This window comes from Micromonospora sp. AMSO31t, from assembly GCF_008868175.1.
Lineage (GTDB): Bacteria > Actinomycetota > Actinomycetes > Mycobacteriales > Micromonosporaceae > Micromonospora.
The window spans coordinates 1-23,408 of record NZ_WBKT01000059.1 but is presented as its reverse complement, the minus strand read 5'-3'; the positions used below and the strand labels follow the sequence as shown (position 1 = coordinate 23,408).

Annotated in this window: 20 protein-coding genes; 11 read left to right on the top strand and 9 right to left on the bottom strand. The window is 74.2% G+C overall.

The genetic code is table 11. From position 1 onward, the window contains the following. Nucleotides 1–16 precede the first annotated feature (16 nt). Complete coding sequence (locus F8274_RS15545) at nucleotides 17–1,663, bottom strand: glycosyltransferase (RefSeq protein ID WP_151463107.1); 1,647 nt, start codon at nucleotides 1,661–1,663, stop codon at nucleotides 17–19. A gap of 139 nt (nucleotides 1,664–1,802) precedes the next feature. On the opposite strand from F8274_RS15545, the gene F8274_RS15540 reads away from it, so the two are divergent. The 4 genes from F8274_RS15540 to F8274_RS15525 are packed head-to-tail and all read left to right on the top strand — an operon-like array spanning nucleotide 1,803 to nucleotide 5,608. After that, nucleotides 1,803–3,017 (top strand): glycosyltransferase, encoded by a 1,215-nt coding sequence (locus tag F8274_RS15540; protein ID WP_225853813.1) that lies wholly within the window; start codon nucleotides 1,803–1,805, stop codon nucleotides 3,015–3,017. A 28-nt stretch (nucleotides 3,018–3,045) separates the two neighbouring features. Beyond that, the gene (locus tag F8274_RS15535) at nucleotides 3,046–3,609 is read left to right on the top strand and encodes a hypothetical protein (protein ID WP_151463106.1); all 564 of its coding nucleotides are present in this window, start codon (nucleotides 3,046–3,048) and stop codon (nucleotides 3,607–3,609) included. Continuing rightward, entirely contained in the window at nucleotides 3,606–4,994 is a 1,389-nt protein-coding gene (locus F8274_RS15530; protein ID WP_151463105.1) for a glycosyltransferase, read from the top strand. The genes F8274_RS15535 and F8274_RS15530 overlap by 4 nt, the downstream gene beginning before the upstream one ends. Further along, nucleotides 4,991–5,608: a hypothetical protein gene (locus F8274_RS15525; protein ID WP_151463104.1), complete on the top strand. Its 618-nt coding sequence runs from the start codon at nucleotides 4,991–4,993 to the stop codon at nucleotides 5,606–5,608. Before F8274_RS15530 ends, F8274_RS15525 begins: the two co-directional genes overlap by 4 nt. Before the next feature lie 49 nt (nucleotides 5,609–5,657). Here the strand turns inward: F8274_RS15525 and wecB are convergent, their stop codons facing one another. After that, nucleotides 5,658–6,746: a non-hydrolyzing UDP-N-acetylglucosamine 2-epimerase gene (gene wecB / locus F8274_RS15520; RefSeq protein ID WP_151463103.1), complete on the bottom strand. Its 1,089-nt coding sequence runs from the start codon at nucleotides 6,744–6,746 to the stop codon at nucleotides 5,658–5,660. 236 nt (nucleotides 6,747–6,982) lie between these two features. Here wecB and F8274_RS15515 point away from each other — a divergent pair, with 236 nt between their 5' ends. Beyond that, entirely contained in the window at nucleotides 6,983–8,449 is a 1,467-nt protein-coding gene (locus F8274_RS15515; protein WP_151463102.1) for a glycosyltransferase family 39 protein, read from the top strand. Nucleotides 8,450–8,550: 101 nt separating this feature from the next. Continuing rightward, nucleotides 8,551–10,416: a hypothetical protein gene (locus F8274_RS15510; protein ID WP_225853812.1), complete on the top strand. Its 1,866-nt coding sequence runs from the start codon at nucleotides 8,551–8,553 to the stop codon at nucleotides 10,414–10,416. A 4-nt stretch (nucleotides 10,417–10,420) separates the two neighbouring features. Here F8274_RS15510 and F8274_RS15505 read toward each other — a convergent pair whose 3' ends face one another. Further along, nucleotides 10,421–11,596 (bottom strand): hypothetical protein, encoded by a 1,176-nt coding sequence (locus tag F8274_RS15505; protein WP_151463101.1) that lies wholly within the window; start codon nucleotides 11,594–11,596, stop codon nucleotides 10,421–10,423. A gap of 331 nt (nucleotides 11,597–11,927) precedes the next feature. On the opposite strand from F8274_RS15505, the gene F8274_RS15500 reads away from it, so the two are divergent. Beyond that, nucleotides 11,928–13,490 (top strand): glycosyltransferase, encoded by a 1,563-nt coding sequence (locus F8274_RS15500; protein WP_151463100.1) that lies wholly within the window; start codon nucleotides 11,928–11,930, stop codon nucleotides 13,488–13,490. A 4-nt stretch (nucleotides 13,491–13,494) separates the two neighbouring features. After that, nucleotides 13,495–14,778: a nucleotide sugar dehydrogenase gene (locus F8274_RS15495; RefSeq protein WP_151463099.1), complete on the top strand. Its 1,284-nt coding sequence runs from the start codon at nucleotides 13,495–13,497 to the stop codon at nucleotides 14,776–14,778. 75 nt (nucleotides 14,779–14,853) lie between these two features. Here the strand turns inward: F8274_RS15495 and F8274_RS15490 are convergent, their stop codons facing one another. Both F8274_RS15490 and F8274_RS15485 read right to left on the bottom strand, forming a co-directional pair. Next, nucleotides 14,854–15,396, bottom strand: a complete 543-nt coding sequence (locus F8274_RS15490; protein ID WP_151463098.1) for an acyltransferase — start codon at nucleotides 15,394–15,396, stop codon at nucleotides 14,854–14,856. 151 nt (nucleotides 15,397–15,547) lie between these two features. Continuing rightward, on the bottom strand, nucleotides 15,548–15,886 hold the full coding sequence (locus F8274_RS15485) for a DUF952 domain-containing protein (RefSeq protein ID WP_151463097.1): 339 nt from the start codon (nucleotides 15,884–15,886) through the stop codon (nucleotides 15,548–15,550). Nucleotides 15,887–15,965: 79 nt separating this feature from the next. Here F8274_RS15485 and F8274_RS15480 point away from each other — a divergent pair, with 79 nt between their 5' ends. Together F8274_RS15480 and F8274_RS15475 are read left to right on the top strand one after the other, a co-directional pair. Then, on the top strand, nucleotides 15,966–16,634 hold the full coding sequence (locus F8274_RS15480) for a response regulator transcription factor (protein WP_192579849.1): 669 nt from the start codon (nucleotides 15,966–15,968) through the stop codon (nucleotides 16,632–16,634). A gap of 10 nt (nucleotides 16,635–16,644) precedes the next feature. Next, nucleotides 16,645–18,099 (top strand): HAMP domain-containing sensor histidine kinase, encoded by a 1,455-nt coding sequence (locus F8274_RS15475; RefSeq protein WP_151463095.1) that lies wholly within the window; start codon nucleotides 16,645–16,647, stop codon nucleotides 18,097–18,099. Nucleotides 18,100–18,106: 7 nt separating this feature from the next. Here the strand turns inward: F8274_RS15475 and F8274_RS15470 are convergent, their stop codons facing one another. From F8274_RS15470 to F8274_RS15455, 4 genes are all read right to left on the bottom strand, one after another. Beyond that, a complete protein-coding gene (locus F8274_RS15470; RefSeq protein WP_151463094.1) occupies nucleotides 18,107–19,060 on the bottom strand; it encodes a TAXI family TRAP transporter solute-binding subunit in 954 nt (317 codons plus the stop codon). 123 nt (nucleotides 19,061–19,183) lie between these two features. After that, nucleotides 19,184–19,852: a hypothetical protein gene (locus F8274_RS15465; protein WP_151463093.1), complete on the bottom strand. Its 669-nt coding sequence runs from the start codon at nucleotides 19,850–19,852 to the stop codon at nucleotides 19,184–19,186. A 108-nt stretch (nucleotides 19,853–19,960) separates the two neighbouring features. Continuing rightward, the gene (gene yaaA, locus F8274_RS15460) at nucleotides 19,961–20,758 is read right to left on the bottom strand and encodes a peroxide stress protein YaaA (RefSeq protein WP_192579848.1); all 798 of its coding nucleotides are present in this window, start codon (nucleotides 20,756–20,758) and stop codon (nucleotides 19,961–19,963) included. A gap of 22 nt (nucleotides 20,759–20,780) precedes the next feature. Continuing rightward, nucleotides 20,781–22,391, bottom strand: a complete 1,611-nt coding sequence (locus F8274_RS15455) for a SirB2 family protein (RefSeq protein ID WP_151463091.1) — start codon at nucleotides 22,389–22,391, stop codon at nucleotides 20,781–20,783. An 82-nt stretch (nucleotides 22,392–22,473) separates the two neighbouring features. On the opposite strand from F8274_RS15455, the gene F8274_RS15450 reads away from it, so the two are divergent. After that, nucleotides 22,474–23,408 (top strand): App1 family protein (locus F8274_RS15450; RefSeq protein ID WP_151463090.1); only part of this gene is annotated, 935 nt, incomplete at its 3' end.

The following is a 23,408-nucleotide window of genomic DNA, read 5'->3' as shown; positions in this document are numbered from 1 at the left end:
GGTCGCCGTCGGCCGGTCAGTCCTGCGCGACGCCCAGCATCGCGTCGAAGTGCGGCGCGTTGACCGACCAGTCCCAGGTGGCCAGCGCGTGGTCCGACGCCGCCGCGCCGGTGGCCCGCCAGACCTCCTCGTCCGCGGTCGTGGCACGGATGCGGGCGGCCGCCTCGGCCGGGGTGGCGACCACCCAGTCGGCCGGGAAGACGGTCCGCGCGCCGTGTGCCTGCCCGGCGAAGAAGGGCCAGTCACGGACCACGGGCACCGCCCCGCTGGCGGCACCCTCCACCACCGCACAATGGAAGCTCTCGCGGACGGAGCTGCTGAGCACGACGCCGATCTCGGTCAGCACCTTCGGCACGTCGTCGGTGTGACCGATGCGCCGCACCGCCCCGACCTGCTCCAGCTCGACCAGGTCCGCCTCCAGCGCCTCCGAGTAGTGGCGGGCCGCCCTGCTGAGGCCGGTGTCGAGCCCCTTGCCGACGAGGAACAGGCGGTAGCGCTCGTCCTCGGCGCGCAGCCGGCGCAGCACCTCGATCGCCCAGCGCGGGTCCTTGGCCACGACGCCGACCCCCACGAGGCCCAGGGTGAAGCGGGCCGCGGCGTCCTTGGGTTGCCGGTACGGCCGCAGGTGCAGCGCGTTGGTGAGCACGTGCGACCGGGGAGCGTCCGGGCCCGTGAGCCCGAGCGCCACCGTGGCGGCGAAGTCACGCAGATGCGTGGAGACAAAGACGACGTCGTCCACCCGGCTGAAGTCGATCACATGGGGCCACTGGCCGAACGCCTCGTAGCTGTGCAACCGGACGACGACGCGGGTGTCGCCGGGGTCGACCAGGGTTACCATCGCCGCGGTGCCGACGGCCCAGTCGACGAACACCGTGTCCGCCCAGTCGAGGTGCGGCCGGAGCCACCGCTCCACCTGCGTGCCGTAGTCCGTGCCGCCGAGCAGCGCCTCGGCCACGATCCGGGCGTTCTGGCGCACCAGCGGCCCGGCCACCGGGTCGTCGGCCAGGTGCAGGTAGCGCAGCTCCACCCCGGGGTGTCGCGCGTACCGCTCGCGGATCTCGTGCAGGAAGTGGGCGCTGCCGTTGACCAGCACCAACAGCCGCAGCGGCCGGTCGGTGGGCGGTGGGGCCGCCGGCACCGCCCGGCCGCGGGGCGCCAGCAGGGCGCGGCCCACGGCGCTGCGGCGCAGCGGCCCGAGGTAGCCGGCGGGGTCGTCGACCAGGGGCGACGTGAGCTGATCGAAGTGCAGGACCCGGTGCGACTGGGTGCGCAGGGCACGGTGCAGCCGCCGGGCGGCGGCGGTCCCGTCGCCCCGCGCGTACGCCTCGTCGGCCGCGACCAGCTCGGCCTCGACGGCCTCCCGGAGGTGCGCGGGCGTCCGGCCCTCGGCCAGCTCGTCGGTGGCCTCCTGGATGAGCAGGTCGGCACGGGTGGCCGGATCCACCGCGCCGGCCACCGCCACCAGGGCCGCGCGGGACTCGCCCGCCGGCCACCCGGCCCGGGTCATCCCGGAGCGCAGCCGGCGGGCCAGCGCCCCCCGCGCCCTGATCGGCAACAGCGGCGCGGAGGCCAGCCCGCGGATCAGGCGCGCCGCCGCGCGGTGCCGGACCACCCGGGGAGCCGTGACCCGGCGGAAGGCGCTGTCCACCAGCTTGTTGCCCATCAGGACAGGTCTTCTCGGAGCATGGGACGTTCTCCCGGGGGCTGTGCGGAACCCGTCGACCCGCGCGGGCCGACTGAGCACGATCGACAGCGTGCATGTTAACGTGGCGTCGTCTGGACGTACGACGAGGAAGGTTCGGGTGCCGGCAACTTCTGAGCGGGACGTCGTCGTCATCACGCCGTGGTTTCCGACCCGGGAACTCCCCTTCCGGGGGTCGTTCGTGCAGGCGATGGTCGATGCCACCGCACCCGGGTGCGACCGGATGACGGTCTACCACTGCGACGCGTGGGTCGCCGCGCTCGACGCCGCGGCCGAGCGCCGGGTCCGTGAGGCCCACCACGCGCTCCTCGCCCGCTCGCTGCACCGCACACCGACCGTCGGCGGCGCCGACCTGGTCTTCCTTCCGGTGCCCGTGCCGCGTGGCCTGGGCCACGCCGAGATCGCCGAACGGCACGACGAGGCGCTCCGCGCCGCGCTCGGCGGCCGACCGATCGAGGCGCCCGTCGTGCACGCCCACGTCGGCCTGCCCAGCGGTTGGGCGGCCGTCCGCAACGCCGGACCCGACACCAGGGTCTTCGTCACCGAGCACGCGAGCTTCCTGGACAAGGTGCTCGAAACCCCACGCGGCCGGGAGATGTACGACGAGGTGCTGCACCGGTGCGCCGGTTTCCTCGCCGTCGGCGACGGGGTGCGGCGCCCGCTGGTCGAGGCGTTCCCGCACCACGCGGAGCGGATCGGCGCGATCTCCAACCCGATCTCCTTCGACCAGTCCCGGCCCGAGCCGATCACCGAGCTTCGGCGCTGGCTCTTCGTCGGCGCGCTCTCCGAGCTGAAGGGCGTGCCGCTGCTGCTCGAGGCGTTCGCCCGGTGCCGGTCGCAGGATCCCTCCCTGACTCTCACCCTGGTCGGGGAGGGCACGCTGCTGGCGAGCCTGACCGCGCGGGCGGCGGAGCTGGGTGTGGCGGACGCGGTCACCTTCACCGGTGCGGTCCCACCCCACGAGGCGCTGCGTCTGATGCGCGAGCACGACCTGCTGGTGCACCCGAGCCGCAAGGAGACCTTCGGCGTGGCGGTGCTCGAAGGGATCGCGGCGGGCCTTCCCGTCCTGGTCACCCGCTGCGGCGGTCCCGAGCGGACCCTCGCCGGCATCGAGGAAGCCGCCGGCGTGATGATCGACGTGACGGACGACCCGGACACGATCGTCGCCGGCTACCAGCAGCTGAGGTCCCGCTTCCCGGCCGGCTTGGACCCGGCGCTCGTCCGCAAGGTGCTGTCCGCCCGCTACGGATACGCCGCGGTCGCCGACACGCACCACCGCCTGTGGTTCTCCGACGAGGCCGCTCCGTCGGCCTGACGTCGGGAGCCGGAGCTGATGGAGTGACATGCACGTCCTTTTCCTGTCGGTCGGCGCCGTCCGACGGCGCGCGGTAGTGGCGGAGTCCGCCCAGGTCGTCGCCGACGGCGGCACGGCCACCGTGGTGGTCGACCGGATGGCGCCCTGGAGCCGCGAGACCTTCGCGGCCGGTGTCCGGGTCGTCGAGCTGGCCGCCCTGCAGCGGCGCATGCCGGCGCAGCGGATCGAGCAGGCGGTGCTGTTCAAGGCGCCCCGCAAGATCCTGCGAACGGTCGGGCGAGGCCCGCTGCGTGGCGTCTCGAAGCGGGCCGAGCGTGCCTACCAGACGCGGTTCGCCGACCGTGCCCACCGGGCGTTCCTCCGGCTGCGAGGCGACACCCGGGCGAAGTTGATCGCTCGGGTCGGCGCGCAGCCGCGGGCGGATGTGCTTGTCGTCACTGATCCGGTCGCCATGCCGTACGCGGCGCGCCTGATCGGCGGTTCTGCCGCCCCGGCGATTCCGAGAGTGTGCTTCAGCTACGACTACGCTGGTCTCACGCCCGAAGGTCAATACCGGCCAGATCCGGACTTCGTCCAGGGGGACAACCAATGAACCGGTCGCGGACGCCGCGCCGACCTCGCATTCTCTACCTGTCGTTCTACTTCCCGCCGTCGCGTGCCAGCGGCGTGTACCGGGCCCGTGCCACCGCGAACTACCTCGCGGCGAACGGGTGGGAGGTGACCGCCTTCGCGTCGCCGCTGAGCTTCCTGCACAGGGTGATCGGCTCGGTGGACGAGCAGCTGGCCGAGACGGTCGATCCGGCCATCCGGGTGGAGCGTCCCCGCATCAGTCACTTCGCCTGGGAGCGGGACCTGCGGGCGTACGGGCGGTTTCGTGGGTTGTCGCCGATCCTGGCCCGCAACCTCTACAACTTCGGGTTGAAGAAGTTCTTCCCCGAGCACTACCTGTCCTGGGCGGTCGCCTCGGTGCGCAAGGCCCTGCGCATGCACGCCCGGCGACGGTTCGACGTGGTGCTGGCGACCGGCAACCCGTTCGCCTCGTTCGCCGCCGCCTGGCTGATCCACAAGGCGACCGGTGTGCCGTTCGTCGTCGACTACCGGGACGCCTGGACGCTGAACATGTTCACCGAGGAGCCGGGCTACGAGCCGGGCCACCCCGCCTGGAAGTGGGAGCGGCGCATCCTGCGCGACGCCGCCGCGTCGGTCTTCGTCAACCAGCCGCTGCGCGCCTGGTACGCCGAGCGCTACCCGGACTCCGCCGACCGGATGATGGTGGTGCCGAACGGCTGGGATCCGGATCTGCTCACCCAGTTGGAGGAGGCGGAGCCGGCGACCACCGCCGATCGCACCCGCCCCCTGCGCTTCACCTTCCTGGGCACGATGAACGCCACCCAGCCGGTGGAGCAGCTCGCCGACGCGTTCCAGCTGGCCCGGCGCCATCCCGACCTGGCCGACGCGGAACTCAACATCCACGGGCACCTGGGCTACTTCAAGCAGAGCAAGGGCGAGCTGATCGACCGGCTCGGGCTGACCCAGGGCGAGGGCGGCCACTCGCTGCCGGACACCGGTATCCACTACCGCGGTCCGGTCTCGAAGACCGAGGTGGGCAGGGTCTACCAGGAGAGCGACGTCCTGGTCTTCCTCGCGGGCGGCGCCCGCTACGTGACGTCCGGCAAGATCTTCGAGTACATGGCCAGCGGCCATCCCATCGTCTCCGTGCACGCCCCCGGCATCGCCGCGCAGGACGTCCTTGCCGGCTATCCCCTCTGGTTCAACCCGGAAAGTCTGGACGTCAACGACATCGCCGAGGCGATGATCGCCGCCGGCAAGGCCGCGCGGGACATGTCACCCGAGCAACGGGCCCAGGCGCGCGCCCACGCCGCGACGTTCACCCGCGAGGCGGTGACCGCGCCGCTGGAGGCCCGGCTGCGGAGCATGGTCAGGCAGAAGATCGCCGCGGGGAGGATCGGATCGTGACGTTCGTCGAGGAACACGGGGCGCCGGCCGTGGAGCCGGGTACGGTCCGGAAGCCGAGGGTCCTGCTGCTGGCGTTCAACCGGAAGCCGCACGAGAAGGTCGTGGCGCTGGCCGAGCGCCTGCTCGACGAGGGCGCCCGCGTCGACGTGGTGGTGCTCACCGACAAGAACTGGACGGAGCTGGCCGACCGCCCGGACCTGCGTTTCTTCGCGCTCGGCCCGGCGGAGCAGCGGCATCCGGTGATGCGTGCGGAGCGCCTCGTCGTGACCAGCGGGCCGCGACGGGTGCTGAGTGGGCTGGGCCGGCTCTCCGGCGAGGGCGCGGTGGCCCGCCCGATCGAGGGCCTCAGCCGGGGGCAGCAGCGGGTGAGCAAGGCCTTCCACAAGCGGGTCTTCATGAAGGTCTACCAGAACTTCCGGCCGCTGGTGCTGGCCCGGCTGTTCGACCGGCGGCTTCCCGAGATCGACCTCCAGGGCGATCCCGCGGACCTCATCGTGGCCTCCGACGCGCTGTCGATCACGCTCGGGTGGCGGCTCGCCCGCCGTTTCCCGCACGCCGTCGCCACCACCTCGCTGGTCCCGCCGTCGATGGCCGAGATCGTCGCCCGCTCCTAACCGGCTGCGCGGTCCTCCGGGTGGCCGGTGGCCACCCGGAGGACCGGGCTCAGCGGACCTGTTCGGCGAGGACCCGCACGACGTTCTGGGCGGCTCGACCGTCACCGTACGGGTTGCCCCGGCCGGCGGCCGGGCGGCCGCGGGTGGCCAGCTCGACCCAGGCGGAGCGACCGAGCGCGGCCGGATCCGGCACGAGCCGGTTCCAGTCGTCGGCCAGCGTCTCCACCCATTCCGTCTCCGGCCGCAGCGTGGTGCACGGCCGGTCCAGCAGGTAGGCCTCCTTCTGCAACCCGCCGGAGTCGGTGACCACGCCGACGGAGCCGAGCACCGCGGCGACCATCCCGGCGTAGGGCAGCGGCCGGCCCACGTGCAGCGCCCCGCCACCCAGCTTGATGCCATGCTCCTCGGCCCGGGCCAGCAGCCGGGGGTGCGCCAGCAGGGCGACCGGCACGGGCAGTTCGGCGAGCGCGGACACCAGGGCGCCGAGCCGCCGCGGGTCGTCGGTGTTCTCCGCCCGGTGCAGCGTCGCCAGCAGGTACGGCGCGTCCGGGTCGATGCCCTCCGGCAGTTCCGGGCGGGGCTGGCCGCCGGCGCGCACGGTGTCGCGCACCCGGAGGCAGACGTCGACCATCACGTCGCCGACCAGCACGGTGCGCTCCGCCAGCCCCTCCGTGGCCAGGTGGCGCACGGCCTCCTCGGTCGGCGCGAGGAGCAGGTCGGCGCAGTGGTCGGTGAGCACCCGGTTGTGCTCCTCGGGCATCCGCCGGTTGAACGAGCGCAGCCCGGCCTCGAGGTGCGCGACCGGCAGGTGCATCTTGACCGCGGAGAGCGCACCGGCCAGCGTCGAGTTGGTGTCGCCGTAGACCAGCACCCAGTCCGGCCGCTCGGCGGCCAGCACCGGGTCGAGGGCGGACAGGGTCCGGCCGGTCTGCACGCCGTGGCTGCCGGAGCCGATGCCCAGGTGGACGTCCGGGTCGGGGATGCCCAGGCCCGAGAAGAAGACGTCGGAGAGGTCCGCGTCGTAGTGCTGCCCGGTGTGCACGATCACGTGCTCGTGGTCAGTGGCGGCGAACGCCGCGGCGATCGGCGCGAGCTTGACCAGCTGTGGCCGGGCTCCGACGATGCTGACGACCTTCATGTGGCTGATTCCTCCGATTGTCCTGTCCGCGGTCGGCCTGGGTGTCCGTCTCGTCGGATTTGAGGGCGACCCAGGCTAACATCGCCCCGGCGGCCGGGCCTGCGCCGACGGGCGTGGGGCAGCCGGGACGGCCGGCGTCACCGCGCTGATCACGTCCCCCGGCGCCGGGTGAGGTCGCCTAGAGTGTGCCTCGGCCATGAACGGTGGCGGCTCAGCCTGGGAACAAGGGAGTCTACGTGAACGAAGCACCCCGCGACGATCCGGCCGACAGCGGTGGGAGCGTCGCCGTGGCCGTTGATCCGGCGCCCGGGGCGGCTGAGCCGACGTCGAGTCCGACGGTGCGGTGGCGCTACTGGCCCGTGGTCGCCATGGCGGTCACCGGTGTCGCGCTGTACGGCTTCTGGCACCTGAGCAGGCATCTGCCACCGATCGGCTACGGCTACTTCGCCCGCCCCCCGATCTACGGCATCTTCAACCCGACCTGGGGCCGGCTCACGCTCACCGTCCTCCCGGCCGCGGTGCTGCTGGCCGGGGTCGGCTGGACGGTCATCTCCTGGCGGCGGGTGCCGTCCTGGCTGGCCCTCACGCTCGTGGTGCTCGCCGGAGCGGTCACCGCCACCACGGTCAACCTGGTCCGCGGCGACGTCGGCGACCTGACCCGGGGCGTCGACACCGGTCCGAAGTCGTCCTACTACACATCCGACCTGCACCTCGTCTACGAGTTCGGGTTGCGGGGGTTCGTCGAGCGGCACGCCGAGATCACCGACCGGTTCCACTCGTACAGCTCGCGGACCCACCCGGCGGGCGTGTTCGTCTTCCTCTACCTGCTGTTCCGGGTCCTCGGCGCGTCGCACGAGCTCCGGATCGCCGCGGTCATCGCCGTCGTCGCCCTCACCTCCGCGGTCTCCGCCTGGCTGATCGGCCGGACCCTGGGTGGCGAGCGGGCCGGCCGGATGGGCGCGGTGCTGTTCGCCGCGGCCCCCGGGCCGCTGATGCTCGCCTACAGCAACCTCGACACCGTGTACGCCGTGCCGATGTCGCTGAGCGCGGCGCTGTTCGTGCTGGCCGCCCAGCGGCGGTCGGTGCGGGTGGCCGCGATCGCGGGGGCGGTGCTCGGCGTCGGCACCCTGATGACCTTCGCCACCTCGTTCATCGTGCTCGCCGCCACCATCGCCCTGGTGGTCCAGGTGGGCTGGCGCGCCGCCGCCCGGTTGCTGGCCGCCGCGGCGGGCGGTGGGGTGGCGGTGCTGCTGCTGGCCTGGCTGACGCTCGGGTTCGACATCCTCGCCTCCTACCAGGCGTCGCCCTCGTCGTCCTCCAACAACTACCGCTGGTACTGGCTCGCGGGGAACCCGGCGGCCCTGCTGATGTACGCCGGGCTTCCCCTGGCCGTCCTCGGGATCTACGCGCTGTTCCGTCGGGTGCCCGGCGCCGGACGGCCGCTGCTGGTGACCGTGCTCGTGGTGGGCCTGCTCGTCTGGGCGGCCCTGCCGCCCGAGGTGACCAAGCTGCGCCAGGGCGAGATCGAGCGGACCTGGGCCTTCCTCTACCCGCTGCTCGCCGGCTGCGCGGGGCTGGTGGTGGATCGGTGGACCGCCGGGTTCGACAGGCGTTGGCTGCGCGGCGCGGTCGTCGCCGCGCTGGTGCTCCTGTCGGTCGGTCAGGCGGTCCTGTTCCAGGGGCTCTACGACAACTTCTTCTGATCCGGCGGCGCCGGCCGGGGTCTGACGCGGAAGCGGACGGACACCGGCCGGTTTCCGGGTGGACGGGGCGGGTCGACCCGGGTTTCGTAGACTCTTGCGCCATGACCACGTCCGGGCCCGAGGCCCGAACCCACGACGCCGCTCCCGCCGACGCCGACGCCGCCCAGGCGCCGGTGGATCCTGCCGACAGCCGGAGCGGGGAGCAGCCGGCCGGGGTGCCGGAGGGCGCCGCGCCGGCCCGGTGGCGGCGGGTTCCCGTCGACCTCGTGGTCGCTGCGGTGTTCCTGGCCGGCGGCCTCTGGGTGACGGTGCGCGGCTGGTTGGACGTCGACGGCCGGCTCCTCGGCACGCGCCCGGACGACCAGGGCTTCAACGAGTGGATGCTGGCGTACGCGGCCCACGCGGTCCGTCACCTGGAGAACCCGTTCTTCACGACGTTGCAGAACGCGCCCGACGGCGTGAATCTGATGACCAACGTCGGCATGCAGCTCCCGGGGCTGGTGCTCGCGCCGGTGACCCTGCTCTTCGGCGCCTCCTTCTCCTACCTGCTCCTCATCACGCTCAACCTGGCCGGCACCGGCTACGCCTGGTACCAGGTGCTGTCCCGGCACGTCGTGCGCTCCCGTGCCGCCGCCTTCGCCGCAGGCTTGTTCTGCGCCTTCGCGCCGGCGCTGGTGTCGCACAGCAACGGACATCCGCACATCACCGCGCAGTGGCTGGTGCCGTTCATCGGGTGGCGGGTGCTCGTGCTCGCCCGGCACGGCCGCATGCTGCGGGACGGCCTGCTCCTCGGTGTGCTGATCGCCGCCCAGTTCTTCGTCAGCCTGGAGATCCTCTTCCTGCTCGCGCTGTGCTGCCTGATGGTCGTCCTCGCCCACCTCGTCGTCGAGCCACGGGTGGCGCTGCGCCGGGCCGGCCGGCTGGCCGGCGGCCTCGCGGTCGCCGGGTCCGTCGTCGCGGTCGTGGCCGCCTACCCGCTGTGGATGCAGTTCAGCGGGCCCCAGCACCGGGTGGGTCATCCCGGCGCGGCCGACGTCTACGCGCTCAAGCTCGGCTCCTACGTCCGCTACGCGACCGAGTCGATCGCCGGCAGCCCGACCAGCGCCGGCGGCTGGGGGCCGAACACCACCGAGCAGGCCAGTTTCTACGGCTGGTCGTTGCTGGTGGTCGCGCTCGCCGCGGCGTGGTGGCTCCGCCGGGAGGTCACGGTCCGGGTGCTCGCCCTGGTCGCCGTGGTCTGCGCGCTGCTGTCCATCGGCACCACCTGGACGTGGGGAACCGAGCGCACCTCGATCCCGGCGCCGTTCGCGCTCGTGGAGCACCTGCCCGTCTTCGACTCGGTGGTGGTGGCCCGCTTCGCGCTGATCACCACGGGCGCGATCGGCGTGCTGCTCGCCCTCGCCGGGGACCGCCTCGTCGCGCGGAGCAGGTCCGGACGGCCGGCCGACCGGCTGCTCGTCCGCCTGGCCGGCGTGGCGGCGCTGGCCGCGCTGCTGCCGATCCTGCCCACCCCGCTGGCGGCCCAGGGGCGGCCAGCGGTGCCGCACTTCGTCACCGGAGGCGCGTGGCGCGATCATGTCGCCCCCGGCCGCACCCTGGTGCCGGTCCCGGTGGCCAACATGACCTCGGTCTACTGGAGTTCGGCGGCGCTGGCGGGGTTCGCGGTCCCGCAGGGTTACTTCCTCGGTCCGGTCTCGAAGACGGACGCGACCGGCCGCTGGGGGGTCGAGCCGCAGCCGACCGCGAAGCTGCTCACCGAGGTGGCGGCGGGCCGGCGGTCCGCCGCGGTCACCCCGGCCGAGGTGGCCCAGGCCCGCGCCGACGCGCGGTACTGGCGGGCGGACGCGGTGGCGCTGCCGCGTCACCGCCGGCAGGCCGAGCTCCGGACGGTGCTCGACGCGCTGTACGGCCCGGGTCAGCGGGTGGACGACGTCTGGCTCTGGGACGTGCGCCCGTTCAGCCGCTGAGCGGTCACGGCGACCGGTTCCAGATGATCAGGACGTATCCGCCGAAGTAGGCGGAGAGGATGGTCAGGGTCGCCAGGACGGCAACCGCGCGCGCCCAGCCGGCACGGGCCAGCGCGACCGCGACCGGCAACAGGAGCGGGAAGGCGGGAAGCAGGAAGCGGGCCTTGGCGTGGTAGTAGCCGGCGGCGCCGAGCGTGGTGAGCAGCACCAGTCCGCTGTACAGCAGGAGCTGCCACGGCTGCCGGTCGAGCAGGCTGATCACGAACAACGTCACGGCCGTCAGCACCACGAGGGTCACCACGTACATCGCCAGCGCGGACGGGTGCGCGAGCACCCGCTGCGCCACCCGTACCGTGTCGACGCCCAGGTCGAAGGTGGTGCCCCAGCCGGCGTCCTGGATGTGGAACCACCCGTCCGGCCGGCCGGTGCGCCAGCCGACCCAGGCCAGGTAGCCGACCCAGCCGGCCGGGGCGAGCAGCAGCGCCGCCCAGGGACGCCAGCCGTCCCGGCGCCGCAGAACCGCGATCAACGCGGCGAGGCACACCGCCGCGACCAGTGCCGAGCCGGTCGGCCGGGTGAGGCCCGCGCACAGGCAGAGCAGCCCCGCGGCGACCCAGTTGGCGCGGAGCAGCGCGTAGAGGGACCACGCCGCGAAGGCGGTGAAGATGCCCTCGCTGTAGCTCATCGACTGGACGATGCTGTGCGGCAGCGCGCCCCAGAGCACGGCGAGCAGGATGCCGACCCGCCGGTCGTACACGTGTTCGCCCACGGCGAACAGGCCCCACGCGGCGGCCAGCGCCCCGACCGCGGCGACGGCCAGGGCCGTGTTGCGTGACCCGAGCGGGGTCAGCGGTTCGAGCGCCCCGACCAGGTGGGGATAGAGCGGGAAGAACGCCATGTCGCTATGGATGCGTGCGAACCCGTCGTAGCCGTGCTGGGCGATGCCGAGGTACCACCGGCCGTCGGACTCGGTGAGGAGGCTGCCCGGCCGCTCACCGGCGTTGCGGGCCCAGACGTAGAGGGTGAGCAGCCCGACCAGTCGGACGAGGACGTAACCGGCGAGCGCGGGAAGGGCGGACCGGAAGGCGGCCACCAGCCGGGTCGAGGGGGCGGGGCGGGCGGCCCGGTCCGCGGTCGCCGGCCGCACCGGCGGGTGCTCCTCGCTCGTCAGCAGGGTCATGTCCGAGTCCTGTCCGCGTGGTGTCCGGCGTGCCATGACCGGCCTGGCTTCGGGGGCTGACCTGTGGTGACGAGGGTCCGGTCACGATCAGGAGCCGCGTGCAGGGTAGCAATGGCCGCGACGCGCCCCGGAACACCCAGTGGCGACGACTTCCGGCGGCCCGGTTGTCGTAGACTCGCTCGGGTCCGCGGGTGCGGTGCTTGTTGACACGGAGACGGACGGGCATGGGTTCTGACGGCACGATCGCGGCGGCGGGCCTGCGGGCGGGCGACCCGCGGCGGGGCAGCTTCATGATCCACCCCGCGCCGCGGCCCGGGAAGGCGGCAGGACGGTGACCCAGCCGGACGTGACCGTCGTCGTCGCCGTCTACAACACCATGCCGGATCTGACCACCTGCCTCCAGTCCCTGCTCGACCAGACGATCGGGCACGACCGGCTCGAGATCGTGGCGGTGGACGACGGTTCGACCGACGGCAGCGGGGCCGAGCTGGACCGGTTCGCCGCGGCCCACCCCGACGTGATCAAGGTCCGCCACCAGGAGAACTCCGGCGGGCCCGCGGTGCCCAGCAACCGGGCACTCGAGCTGGCCACCGGACGGTACGTGTTCTTCATCGGCGCCGACGACCACCTCGGCCCGGAGGCGCTGGAACGGATGGTGACGGCCGCCGACCGGTGGGGCTCGGACGTGGTGCTCGGCCGCATGGTGGGTGTCAACAAGCGGTACGTGCACCAGGAGATCTTCGACCAGACCAGGTCCGACGTCGACCTGTTCACCTCGGCGCTGCCGTTCGCCCTGTCCAACACCAAGCTCTTCCGGCGCGAGCTGGTGGAGCGGCACCGGCTGCGGTTCCCGGAGGACATGGCGGTCGGCAGCGATCAGCCGTTCACCATCGAGGCGTGCCTGCGCGCCGGCCGCATCTCCGTGCTCGCCGACTACGACTACTACTACGCCGTCAAGCGGCTCAACGCCGGCAACATCACCTACCGTAGCGATCAGCTGGCCCGCCTGGACTGCGTCGAGCGCATCGTCCGGTTCGTCACGGGGCTGATCGAGCCGGGGGAGCGGCGCGACGCCGTGCTCCGGCGACACTTCGCGTGGGAGGTCGCCAAGCTGCTGCGGTCCGACTACCTCCAGCTCGACCACGACACCCAGGAGCAGATCCGCGGCCGCGTCGGCAAGCTCGTCCGCGAGCACCTCACCGATCGCATCCGCGGCCAGCTCAACATCTCGGCGCGGGTGCGGCTCGGCACGGCGGCGTACGGGCGGCGGGCCGACCTCCTCGCGATCCTCGGGCAGGACGCGAAGGACGGGTTGCCACCCACGGTGGTCAAAGATCAGCACTGGTACGCGGCCTACCCGGGTTTCGGCGACCCGGAGTCCGGCGTCCGCGACGAGTGGTTCGAGCTGGACACCGCCGCGACGCAGTGGCTCGCCAGGCTGGACGCGGTATCGGTACGCTGGGTCACCGGAGCCGACGGCGAACGGGGGGTCCAGGTCTTCGCCCGGAGCCCTCGCTCCGACCTCGCCGAGCTGGTCGGCGGTGACCTCGCCCTGTTCGTGGGGAAGGTGACGGCCGTCGTGCGGCCGTTGCCGTCGGATCCGATGGGAACGACCGTGGACGCCACGTTCCGGGTCCGGGACCTGGTGGCCGACCTGGGCCCGGCCGGGGGCAGCCGGACGGTCCGCGCCCGGGTGGCCGACGGCCGCGCCACTCCGCTACGGGGCCTGCGGCCGTCGCCCGTGCAGCGGGTGCTGCACCGCGACGGCGGCCGGTTCCACCTCATCACCGTCACCAACAACCACAGAGGTCAATTGGCGTTCACCGTCTCTCCGGTGACGCTGCGCCGCGTCGTGGCCCGCCTTCGCCGCCGGCTTCCGCTAGGAGGAAAGTAGTTTCATGAACATCTGCGTCGTCGCGCTCGGCAAGATCGGTCTGCCGCTCGCCGTGCAGTTCGCCTCGAAGGGGCACCGCGTGATCGGTGCCGACGTCTCGGAGCGGGTCGTCCAGCTGGTCAACGACGGTGCCGTGCCGTTCCCCGGCGAGGCCGACCTGGACGTCAAGCTGAAGGAGACGGTCGCCGCGGGGCTCCTGTCGGCCACCACCGACACGGCCGCCGCGGTCGCCGAGTCCGAGGCCGTCGTCGTGGTCGTGCCGCTCTTCGTCGACGCCGAGGGCGTGCCGGACTTCGGCTGGATGGACGACGCCACCCGGGCCATCGCCCGCGGGCTGAAGCCCGGCACCCTGGTCAGCTACGAGACCACCCTGCCGGTCGGCACCACCCGCAACCGCTGGGCCCCGATGCTGGAGGAGGGCTCCGGCCTCACCGCCGGCCAGGACTTCCACCTGGTGTTCAGCCCGGAGCGGGTGCTCACCGGCCGGGTCTTCGCCGACCTGCGCCGCTACCCCAAGCTGGTCGGCGGCGTCGACGAGGCGTCGGCCGAGCACGGCGTGCGGTTCTACGAGGCGGTGCTGGACTTCGACGAGCGGGCCGACCTCGACCGCCCGAACGGCGTCTGGGACCTCGGCTCGGCCGAGGCCTCCGAGCTGGCCAAGCTCGCCGAGACGACCTACCGCGACGTCAACATCGGCCTGGCGAACCAGTTCGCCCGCTTCGCCGACACGGTGGGCGTCGACGTCACCAAGGTCATCGAGGCTTGCAACACCCAGCCGTACAGCCACATCCACTCGCCGGGCATCGCCGTCGGTGGCCACTGCATCCCGATCTACCCGCGGATGTACCTGTGGAACGACCCGGCGGCCACCGTGGTCCGCTCGGCCCGCGAGGCCAACGCCGCCATGCCGGAGTACGCCGTCGACCTGCTCGCCGCCGCGTACGGGGACCTGACCGGGGTGGGCGTGCTGGTGCTCGGCGCCGCCTACCGGGGCGGCGTCAAGGAGACCGCCTTCTCCGGCGTCTTCCCGACCGTCGAGGCGCTGCGCGCGCGGGGCGCCGTCCCGTACGTCGCCGACCCGATGTACACCAACGAGGAGCTGGCCGCGCACGGCCTCCCCGGCTACGAGGGCGAGCCGGTCGGCGCGGCGGTCATCCAGGCCGACCACGCCGAGTACCGCAACCTCACCCCGGCCGACCTGCCGGGCGTGACGGTGCTGGTCGACGGTCGCCGGGTCACCGACCCGGCGCGCTGGACCGGCGTCCGCCGGGTGGTCATCGGCGGCTGATCCTCCCGCAGCGTTCCGGGCCCCGGCCGTGTGACGGCCGGGGCCCGCTCGCGTCCCGCCACCCCCGCCGCGTGCTCAGCCCTGGTGCGGCGGGTTGTCGACGTCCCGGGAGATGACCTCGCCCTTCTCGTCCACCCAGCCCTTCGGCCGGGCCGGGTTGCCGGCCACCAGCTGGTACGGCTTGACGTCCCGGGTGACCACCGAGCCGGCGGCGATCATCGCGTACTCGCCCACCTCGATGCCGCAGACCAGGGTGGCGTTGGCGCCGATCGAGGCGCCCCGGCGGACCATGGTCGGGGTGATGGTCCAGTCCGGGTTCTGGGCGCGCGGGCGGAAGTCGTTGGTGAACACCGCGCAGGGGCCGACGAAGACCTCGTCCTCGATGGTCACGCCCTGGTAGACCGAGACGTTGTTCTGGATCTTCACCCGGTCGCCGACGCTGACCTGCGCGTCCACGTACACGTTGCGGCCGATCACGCAGCCGGCGCCCACGTGCGCGGTCGACCGGATGTGGGCCAGGTGCCAGACCTTGGTGCCGTCGCCGACCCGGGCGCCGTCCTCCACGTCGGCCGTCGGGTGGACGAACACGGAGGCGGGCCGGTCGTTGCTGTCAGTCATGTCAACTCGCATCGTGGCAGGGCGCGTCGTCGCGCCGTCGGTGCCGGACGGCCGCGCCGGCTGACCACCGCGCGCCCGGCCGGGCCAGGGCCACCCGGCCGCGCCGGGCTCCCGGAGCCGGCGGGCGGGCACGTCGCAGCATAGCGAGCCGTCACGCCACCAGTTCGGCCACCGCGTCGGCGGCGGGCCGGTCGGCGGGCAGGGGATGCGCGGCCACCACCGCGTCCACCGGCAGCGCCGCGTAGAGGTGCGGGAAGCGCGCGCCGCCCCGGGACACCTCCCAGCGCAGCGCGTCGCCGAGGCGCGCCTCGTCCACCGCCAGGACGGTGAGGCCGGTGACCCCGGCGAAGACCCGGCGGGCGGTCTCCACCACCTGGTCCGCCGCGGACAGGTGGATGTAGCCGTCCTGCCGGTCCATCGCGGTGCCGGTGAACCGCCCGGCCGCCCGCGCCTGCTCCCACTCGGTGTCGGCCAGAATCTTGTAGATCACCACAGCAGCCTAGAAGCCCACCGGGCCTCCCGTCCCGCCGCGTCGTCTGCCACCATTCGCAGGGCAGCACGTCGAGCGGATGGAGGCACGGGTGCGGATCCTCCTGGTCGAGGACGATCGTCGGGTCGCCGCGGCCCTGTCGTCGGCGCTCACCCGGCGCGGCTACGAGGTGGAGCACGCCGCCACCGTCGGGGCCGCGCTCTCCGCCGCCCCCTGCGACCTGGTGCTGCTCGACCTGACCCTGCCCGACGGGGACGGCACCGACCTGTGCCGGGAGCTGCGCCGGCGCAGCAGCCAGCTCGGCATCATCGCGGTGACCGCCCGGGGTGAGGAACGCGACCGGGTGCTCGGGCTGCGGCTGGGCGCCGACGACTACGTGGTCAAGCCGTTCTCGATGGTGGAGCTGCAGGCGCGGATCGAGGCGGTGCTGCGCCGAGCCGCGCACACCGCGCCGGAGCGCAGTCTCATCGAGGCCGGCGCCGTGCGCATCGACGTGGGCGGCCGGACCGTCACCGTGGCCGGCCGGCCCGTGGCACTCACCCGCAAGGAGTTCGACATCCTGCTCTCCCTGGCCCGCCAGCCCGGGGCCGCCGTGCCGCGGGACCGGATCCTGCTCGACGTCTGGGGCACGACCTGGGCCGACCGGCACACCGTGGAGGTGCACGTCGGCTCGCTGCGCGGCAAGCTCGGCGACCCGACGCTGGTGGAGACCGTCCGCGGGGTCGGCTACCGGCTCCGCGGCGAGTGAGGAGGCCGCCGTGCGCCGCCGGCTGGTGATCAGCTACCTGCTGCTGATGGTGCTGGTGCTGCTCGCCCTGGAGACCCCGCTGGCGGCCACCCTGGCCACCCGGGAGACCGACCGGGTGCGCGCCGACCGGCTCGCCGACGCCACCCGGTTCGCGTCGCTGGCCGGCCCGGCGCTGCGCGGCGGCACCCCCGGCCCGCTGGACGCGGAACTCGCCGCCTACGACCACCTCTACGGCATCGGGGCGGCCGTGGTGGACCGCGATCGCCGGACCGTGGTCGCCTCCACGCGCTGGCAGTTCGGCACGGGCACCGACCTCGCCCTGGACACCGCGCTGGCCGGGCAGCAGTTCAGCCGGCCGGAGGCGGTCCGCCCCTGGGTGAGCGGACCGCTGGTGGTGGCCGTCCCGATCAACGACGGCGGCGAGGTGCTCGGCGCCGTGGTCACCACCACCCCGGCGGCCAAGGTGCGCCGCACCGTCACCGCCTGGTGGCTGCTGCTCGCCGGCATCGGCCTGCTCGCGGTGCTGGCCTGCATCTCCACCGCGTTCGGGCTGGCCGGCTGGGTGCTGCGCCCGGTCACCGAGCTGGACGCGGTCACCCACGAGATCGCCGAGGGGCACCGGCGGGCCCGGGTCCGCCCCCGCCTCGGCCCACCCGAGCTGCGCCGGCTGGCGACCAGCTTCAACGACATGGCCGACGCGGTCTCCGACGTGATGGACCGGCAGCGGGCGTTCGTCGCGCACGCCAGCCACCAGCTGCGCAACCCGCTGACCGCGCTGCGGCTGCGGGTGGAGGAGCTGGGGCCGAGCCTCACCGACCCCGACGGCCGGGCCGAGCACCGGCTGGCCCTGGAGGAGACCGACCGCCTGGCCACCGTGCTCGACGCGCTGCTCACCCTGGCCCGCGCCGAGCGGGAGGAGAACCAGCGGGTCACCGTGGACGCCGCCGGGATCGCCGCCTCCCGGGTGGCGGCCTGGCTGCCGCTCGCCCGGCACCGGTCGGTCACCCTCGCGCTCCACGGGACCGGCACGCCCGCGTACGCCCGGACCGTGCCGACCGCCGTCGACCAGGCGCTCGACGCGCTGATCGACAACGCGGTCAAGTTCAGCGGCGCCGGGGGAGCGGTCACGGTGTCCGTACGCCCGGCCGACGGCGGGATCGCGCTGGAGGTGCGGGACACCGGCCCCGGCATGACGGCCAGCCAGCTCGACCAGGCCACCGAGCGGTTCTGGCGGGCCCCGGACGTGCAGAACGTTGACGGCGCCGGGCTCGGGCTGACCATCGTGGCCGTGCTGGTCGACGCCTCCGACGGCCGGCTGACCATGCGTCAGGGCGAGCCGCGGGGGCTGGTCGCCGAGGTGTGGTTCCCGGCCCCGGACGACGAGCTCGTCGAGCCGGACGAACCCGCCCCGGTGCTCGACGACGGCCCGGTCGAACCGGTCGGCTCCGAGGTCGGGCAGCACTGAACGCGCCTCAGGGCTTGGTGGCCCGGTACCAGTCGGCCGCGCCCGGGTGCAGCGGCAGCGGGGTGGTGACGATCGCCGCCCGGGGACTCATCCGGCCGGCCGCCGGATGCGCCGCGGCCAGCTCCTCCCGGCGCTCCATCAGCAGCCGCGTCACCTCCCGCACCAGCGCCGCCGGCAGGTCGGCGCTGGCGATCAGGTAGTTCGGGTTCGCCACCGTGCTGACCGGGTCCGCCCCGTAGACGGAGCGGGGGATGTCCCGGGTGACGTAGACCTGCCCGTACCCGCGGCGCAGCGGCTCGGTCCAGTCGCCCAGGTCGACCATCCGCACCGAGGTGCTGCCGGCCAGCTCGGCGACGCCGCGCACCGGCAGGCCGCCCGAGAAGAAGAAGGCGTCGATCCGGCCGGCGCGCAGCGCCGCCACCGAGTCGTCCAGGCCGAGACGCTCCTGGCGGACCTGGCCGCCGCCGAGCTGGGCCACGGCCAGCAGCCGGCTGGCCGTGACCTCCGTGCCGGAGCCGTCGGCGCCCACCGACACCCGCCGGCCCCGCAGGTCGGCCAGGGTGCGCACCGGGCCGCCGGCCGTGGTGACCAGGTGCAGCAGGTCGTCGTAGACCCGGGCCACGGCGAGCACCGCGGGGTGCTCCGGCGCGCGGGGCGGCAGCACGTCGGCCTGGGTGAAGCCCAGCTCCGCCTCGCCGGAGCCGACCAGCCGGACGTTCTGCGCGGACGCCGCCGTGACCTCCACACTGGCCTGAACGCCGGGCAGCTCGCGGTTCAGCAGGGCGGCCAGCGACTGGCCGAAGGCGTGGTAGACGGCCGTGGGGCTACCCGTGGCGATCCGGATCCGCACCGGCTCGGTGGGCTCGTCCCGGCAGCCGGCCAGACCGGCCACGAGCAGCAGGAGGAGCGCCAGCGGGGCGGCGGTCCGGCGCCGGCCGCGCACAGACCAGTGTCGGCTCACGGGCAGCACTCTGCGCCGTGGAGCACCCGCCGCGCAAGCCCGGCCGCGCACCGTCACGTCCGGGGCCGCCCCCGCGGTGCTGCGGTGACCGCGGGTCGGCCGGGGCGTGGCGGTCGGGCGTGGTCAGCAGGCCGCCGCCGGGGCCAGCGCGGCGCTCTCGGTGATCCGCACCCGGTGCGGGCCGTTGGCCACGCTCACCAGGAAACAGCCCGCGCCGGGCCGGAGCACCGCGGGGACGTCCAGCAGCGCCGCGCCCCGGACCAGCACCGCGGCCAGGTCCCGGTCGGCCAGCCGGATGCCGAGGCTGTGCCGGCGCACGTGCCGCCCGCCGGCCAGCAGCGCCGCCCGCCACGCCGCGGCGGCCAGCCGGGGCCGACACACGCGGCGGGCCGTGGAGGCGCCGGGGAAGGGACCGCCCAGCAGCTCCCGGCGGCCCTGCCGCCAGCCGGCCTCCAGCAGCGCCGCGTACGCCGGCCGGTGCTCCCGGGGCACCGACAGCCGGTGCAGCTCGTACCGGCGGCGCAGGCCGCCCGTGGTCAGCTCGTGCTCCACCGGCACCTCCAGCCGCTGCAGCAGCTGCCGCATCCGGTGCGCCGCGTCCTGGCGGTTGAACTCGGCGATCCCGCCCCGGTGCGTGCCGGCGTCGACCCGGCGGGTGTCGGTGGCCGGGGGCGGGGTGCAGCGCACCAGGCAGGCGACCTCGAAGGCGTCGGCCAGGGTGAGCCAGTCGTCGCCACCCCCGCCGCTCGACTGGCGGGGCCGGTCGAGCAGGGTGGTGGACTCGGGGGCCATCGGAACAGCTCCTTGGTCGGAATCGGGGTTCCCTAACCGTGACCCCCGGCGTCCGCGCCGCGAAACCGCTGCGACCGAGCCTTGAGCAAAATTTGCGGCAACCCGGCCTCAGAGTTCGGTGACCACCACGTCGAGCTGTCGGGGCCGGCCGGCCGCCCGCGGCTGCTCCTCGACCGCGTACTTCAGCTCGCGCAGCGCCCCGACCAGCGCGTCGGCGGTGCGCGGGCGGGTGCCGGCGGTCAGCAGGTCGCGGACCAGCCGGCCCTTGGTGGCCTTGTTGAAGTGGCTGACCACCGACCGGGTCGGCACCCCGTCCACCTCGCGCTCGTGCAGCACCCGCACCGTCACGGTGCGCTCGGCCACCGTCCCGCGCGGCGCCCACGTGGCCGCGTACGCGCCGGAGCGCAGGTCCAGCACCGGGCCGGCCCCGGCGGCCGTCGCCATGGCCTCCGCCAGCGCCCGGCGCCAGTACGCCGACAGCGCCCCGATCCCCGGCAGCCGCGCCCCGATCGGGCAGCGGTAGGGCGGGATCCGGTCGGTGAGGCGGACCGCGCCCCAGAGACCCGAGCTGACCAGCACCGAACGGCGGGCCAGCCGCTCCGCCGCGGGCGGCAGCGTGGCCAGGTCGAGGGCCTCGTAGAGCACGCCCGTGTAGATCCGCCCGGCCGGCGCGGTGGCCGCCGCCCGCAGCCGCGCGTTGCGCCGCAGCTCGCCGCGCTGCCCCTCGCTCAGGCCCAGCGCGTCGCGGGCCGCCGCCTCGTCCGGGCCGGCGCAGAGGTCGACGAGGGCGGCCAGCACCTCCTCCCGGGCCGGGTTCAGCTCCGGCAGGGAGAGCTTCGACAGGTCCAGCCGCCGGCCGGTGCCGGCCTCGGCCTTCCCCTCCGACGGAGGCAGCAGGATGAGCATCGGCACAGCGTACGGCGCGGGTTCAGCGCCACGGCCGCACGGCGCTGTCGGGGTGGTACACCCGATAGCCACCGACCTCGGTCACCACCGCCGCGTCGGCCCGGTCGCCGAGCAGCCGCCGCAGCGCGCGCTCCGCCGACGAGCCGGCGGCCACCACGTAGCCGGGCCGGGCCGCCCGCCCCACCCGCTTCCAGTACGCCGGGTAGCGGTTCTGCCCGGGGCTCAGGTCGCCGTCGAGCACCCCGCAGACCACCGCCTCGCCCGTGTTGAAGATCAGCCGGTTGCAGGTCCAGTAGTCCCCGTACACCTCCCGCAGGCCGGCGCGGCGCACCGCGTCGGCCAGCTCCCGGGCCTGCCGCTCCTCGGCCCGCAACGGCGGGGCGTCGGCCACGAACGCCGCGGTGCCCGCGACCGTGGCGGCCACCAGCGCGGCCAGCACCACACCGGCCAGCGCCCCGGCCGGCCGGGCCGCCGCGCCGGCCGTGGCCCGGACCGCGTGCGCGGCGGCCCGCCAGAGCGGCCAGAGCACCGCCGGCAACGAGATCTGGAGCACCGACAGGTAGCGGGAGTTGCCCAGCGGGTCGGTCGCGGCGAGCGGGCTGCGCACGTACGCCAGCAGGGTCAACGCCGCGCCGACGACCAGGGCGAGGATCGCCACGGCCCGGACCCGCGCGGCCGGGTCCGCGGCCCGGCGGAACGCGACCAGCCCGAGCACCGCGGCGGCCACCAGCAGCACCGGGTAGAGCAGCCCGAACCACTGCGCCCAGCGGGCACAGCCGTCCATCGGGCAGAGCCCGGAGGCCAGCGGCACCCCCTCCAACAGCCCGCCGTGCAGCCGCTCGGACACCGACGGCGTCGCGCCCTCCTTGGTGCTGATCTCCCGGAACACCGACAGCGAGTCCTGCCCGTCCGGGGCGACCAGGTTGTCCTTGATCACGGGCGCGATCCCGAGCGCGAAGCCCGCCACGAGCAGCACCCCCGGCCAGCCCACCAAATCCCGGGGAGCGGCCCAGACCAGCACCAGCCCGGCCACCGCCAGGTAGGGCACGATCAGCCAGTCCGACCACAGCGCCAGCCCCGCCAGCAGCCCGAACAGGCCGGCGGCCAGCCAGCGGTGCCGGACCCGGCGCTCGCCGAGGGCCACCGCGATCAGCAGCATGGCCAGCACCGCCGGCTTCACCTCCGGCCGGCCACCGACCACGGTGAGCTGGTCCCGGACGACCCGCTCGGAGCCGAGCGCCAGCAGGCCCACCACGAAGGCCGCCAGCCAGGGCGAGAACAGCCGGCGGGTCAACCGGTACGCCAGCCACAGGAACACCGCGAACAACGCCAGCAACGGCAGCCGCAGCAACGGCCAGCTCGCCCCCGCCCAGCCCACCAGCGGGGCCGCCAGGTAGGACTCCAGCACACCCATGTAGCGCTGGCCGTAGAGGAAGACCGGCCGCTCCTCGCCGGTGGCGATGTGCAGGGCCGCCAGCCCGAACGTCGCCTCGTCGCTGTTCGACGTGGGCAGGGTGAACAAGGTCAGCACCAGCCGGTAGCCGACGCCGGCCGCGCCGAGCACCAGCGCCACCAGCGCCGGCCGGTCCAGCGCCGGACGCCACCGTCCCGGGTCCCGCTCTGGTGTCGACACGACCAACGCCCCCGTCGTCGCCTCGACCGCAGTCTGTCACGGGGGCGCCGGGCGGCGGGGTGGATCGGCGCAGACCACTCGCGTGGCCGGCCCGGGCGGGTTGTGGCAGGGTGACAGCGTGCCACCCACACCACCGGACCAACTGGCCGTGCCCCAGCTGCACCGGGCCGCACGCATCGAGGACGCCCTGCACGGCCTCGTCGAACGCCGGCTGCGACGCACCGGGTGGCAGGCCAACATCATCGCGTACGCCGGGTACGGGGCCCCCGGTTGGGCGCGGGTGCTCTGCCGGGTGCTGCTCGGCCGCCCCGACACCCGGCAGCGCGGCCGGCTGGAGAAGGTCCGCGGCTGGCGCAGCTTCACCACCCTGCCCGCCAAGTACGCGAAGGTCACCATCGAGGCCGGCGGCGTCAGCCAGGAGGCCACCGCGGACCGCAGCGGCTTCGTGGACACCGTCATCAAGGCCGACTTCACCCCCGGCTGGGGCTGCGTACGCCTCACCGTGGCCGACGCCGAGCCGGTGGAGGCGCTGGTCCGCATCCTCGACCCCGAGGTCCGGTTCGGCATCCTCTCCGACATCGACGACACGGTCATGGTGACCGCGCTGCCCCGGCCCCTGCTCGCCGCGTGGAACACCTTCGTCCTCGACGAGCACGCCCGCGCCGCCGTCCCCGGCATGGCCGTGCTGTACGAGCGCCTGGTCACCGCCCACCCCGGCGCCCCGGTCTTCTACCTGTCCACCGGCGCCTGGAACGTCGCGCCCACGCTGACCCGGTTCCTGTCCCGGCACCTCTACCCGGCCGGGCCACTGCTGCTCACCGACTGGGGGCCGACCGCCGACCGGTGGTTCCGCAGTGGCCGGGAACACAAGCGGGCCACCCTGGCCCGGCTGGCCCGGGAGTTCCCCGACGTCCGCTGGCTGCTCATCGGCGACGACGGCCAGCACGACCAGGAGATCTACCGCGAGTTCGCCGCCGCCCACCCGGACAACGTGGCCGGGGTGGCGATCCGCCGGCT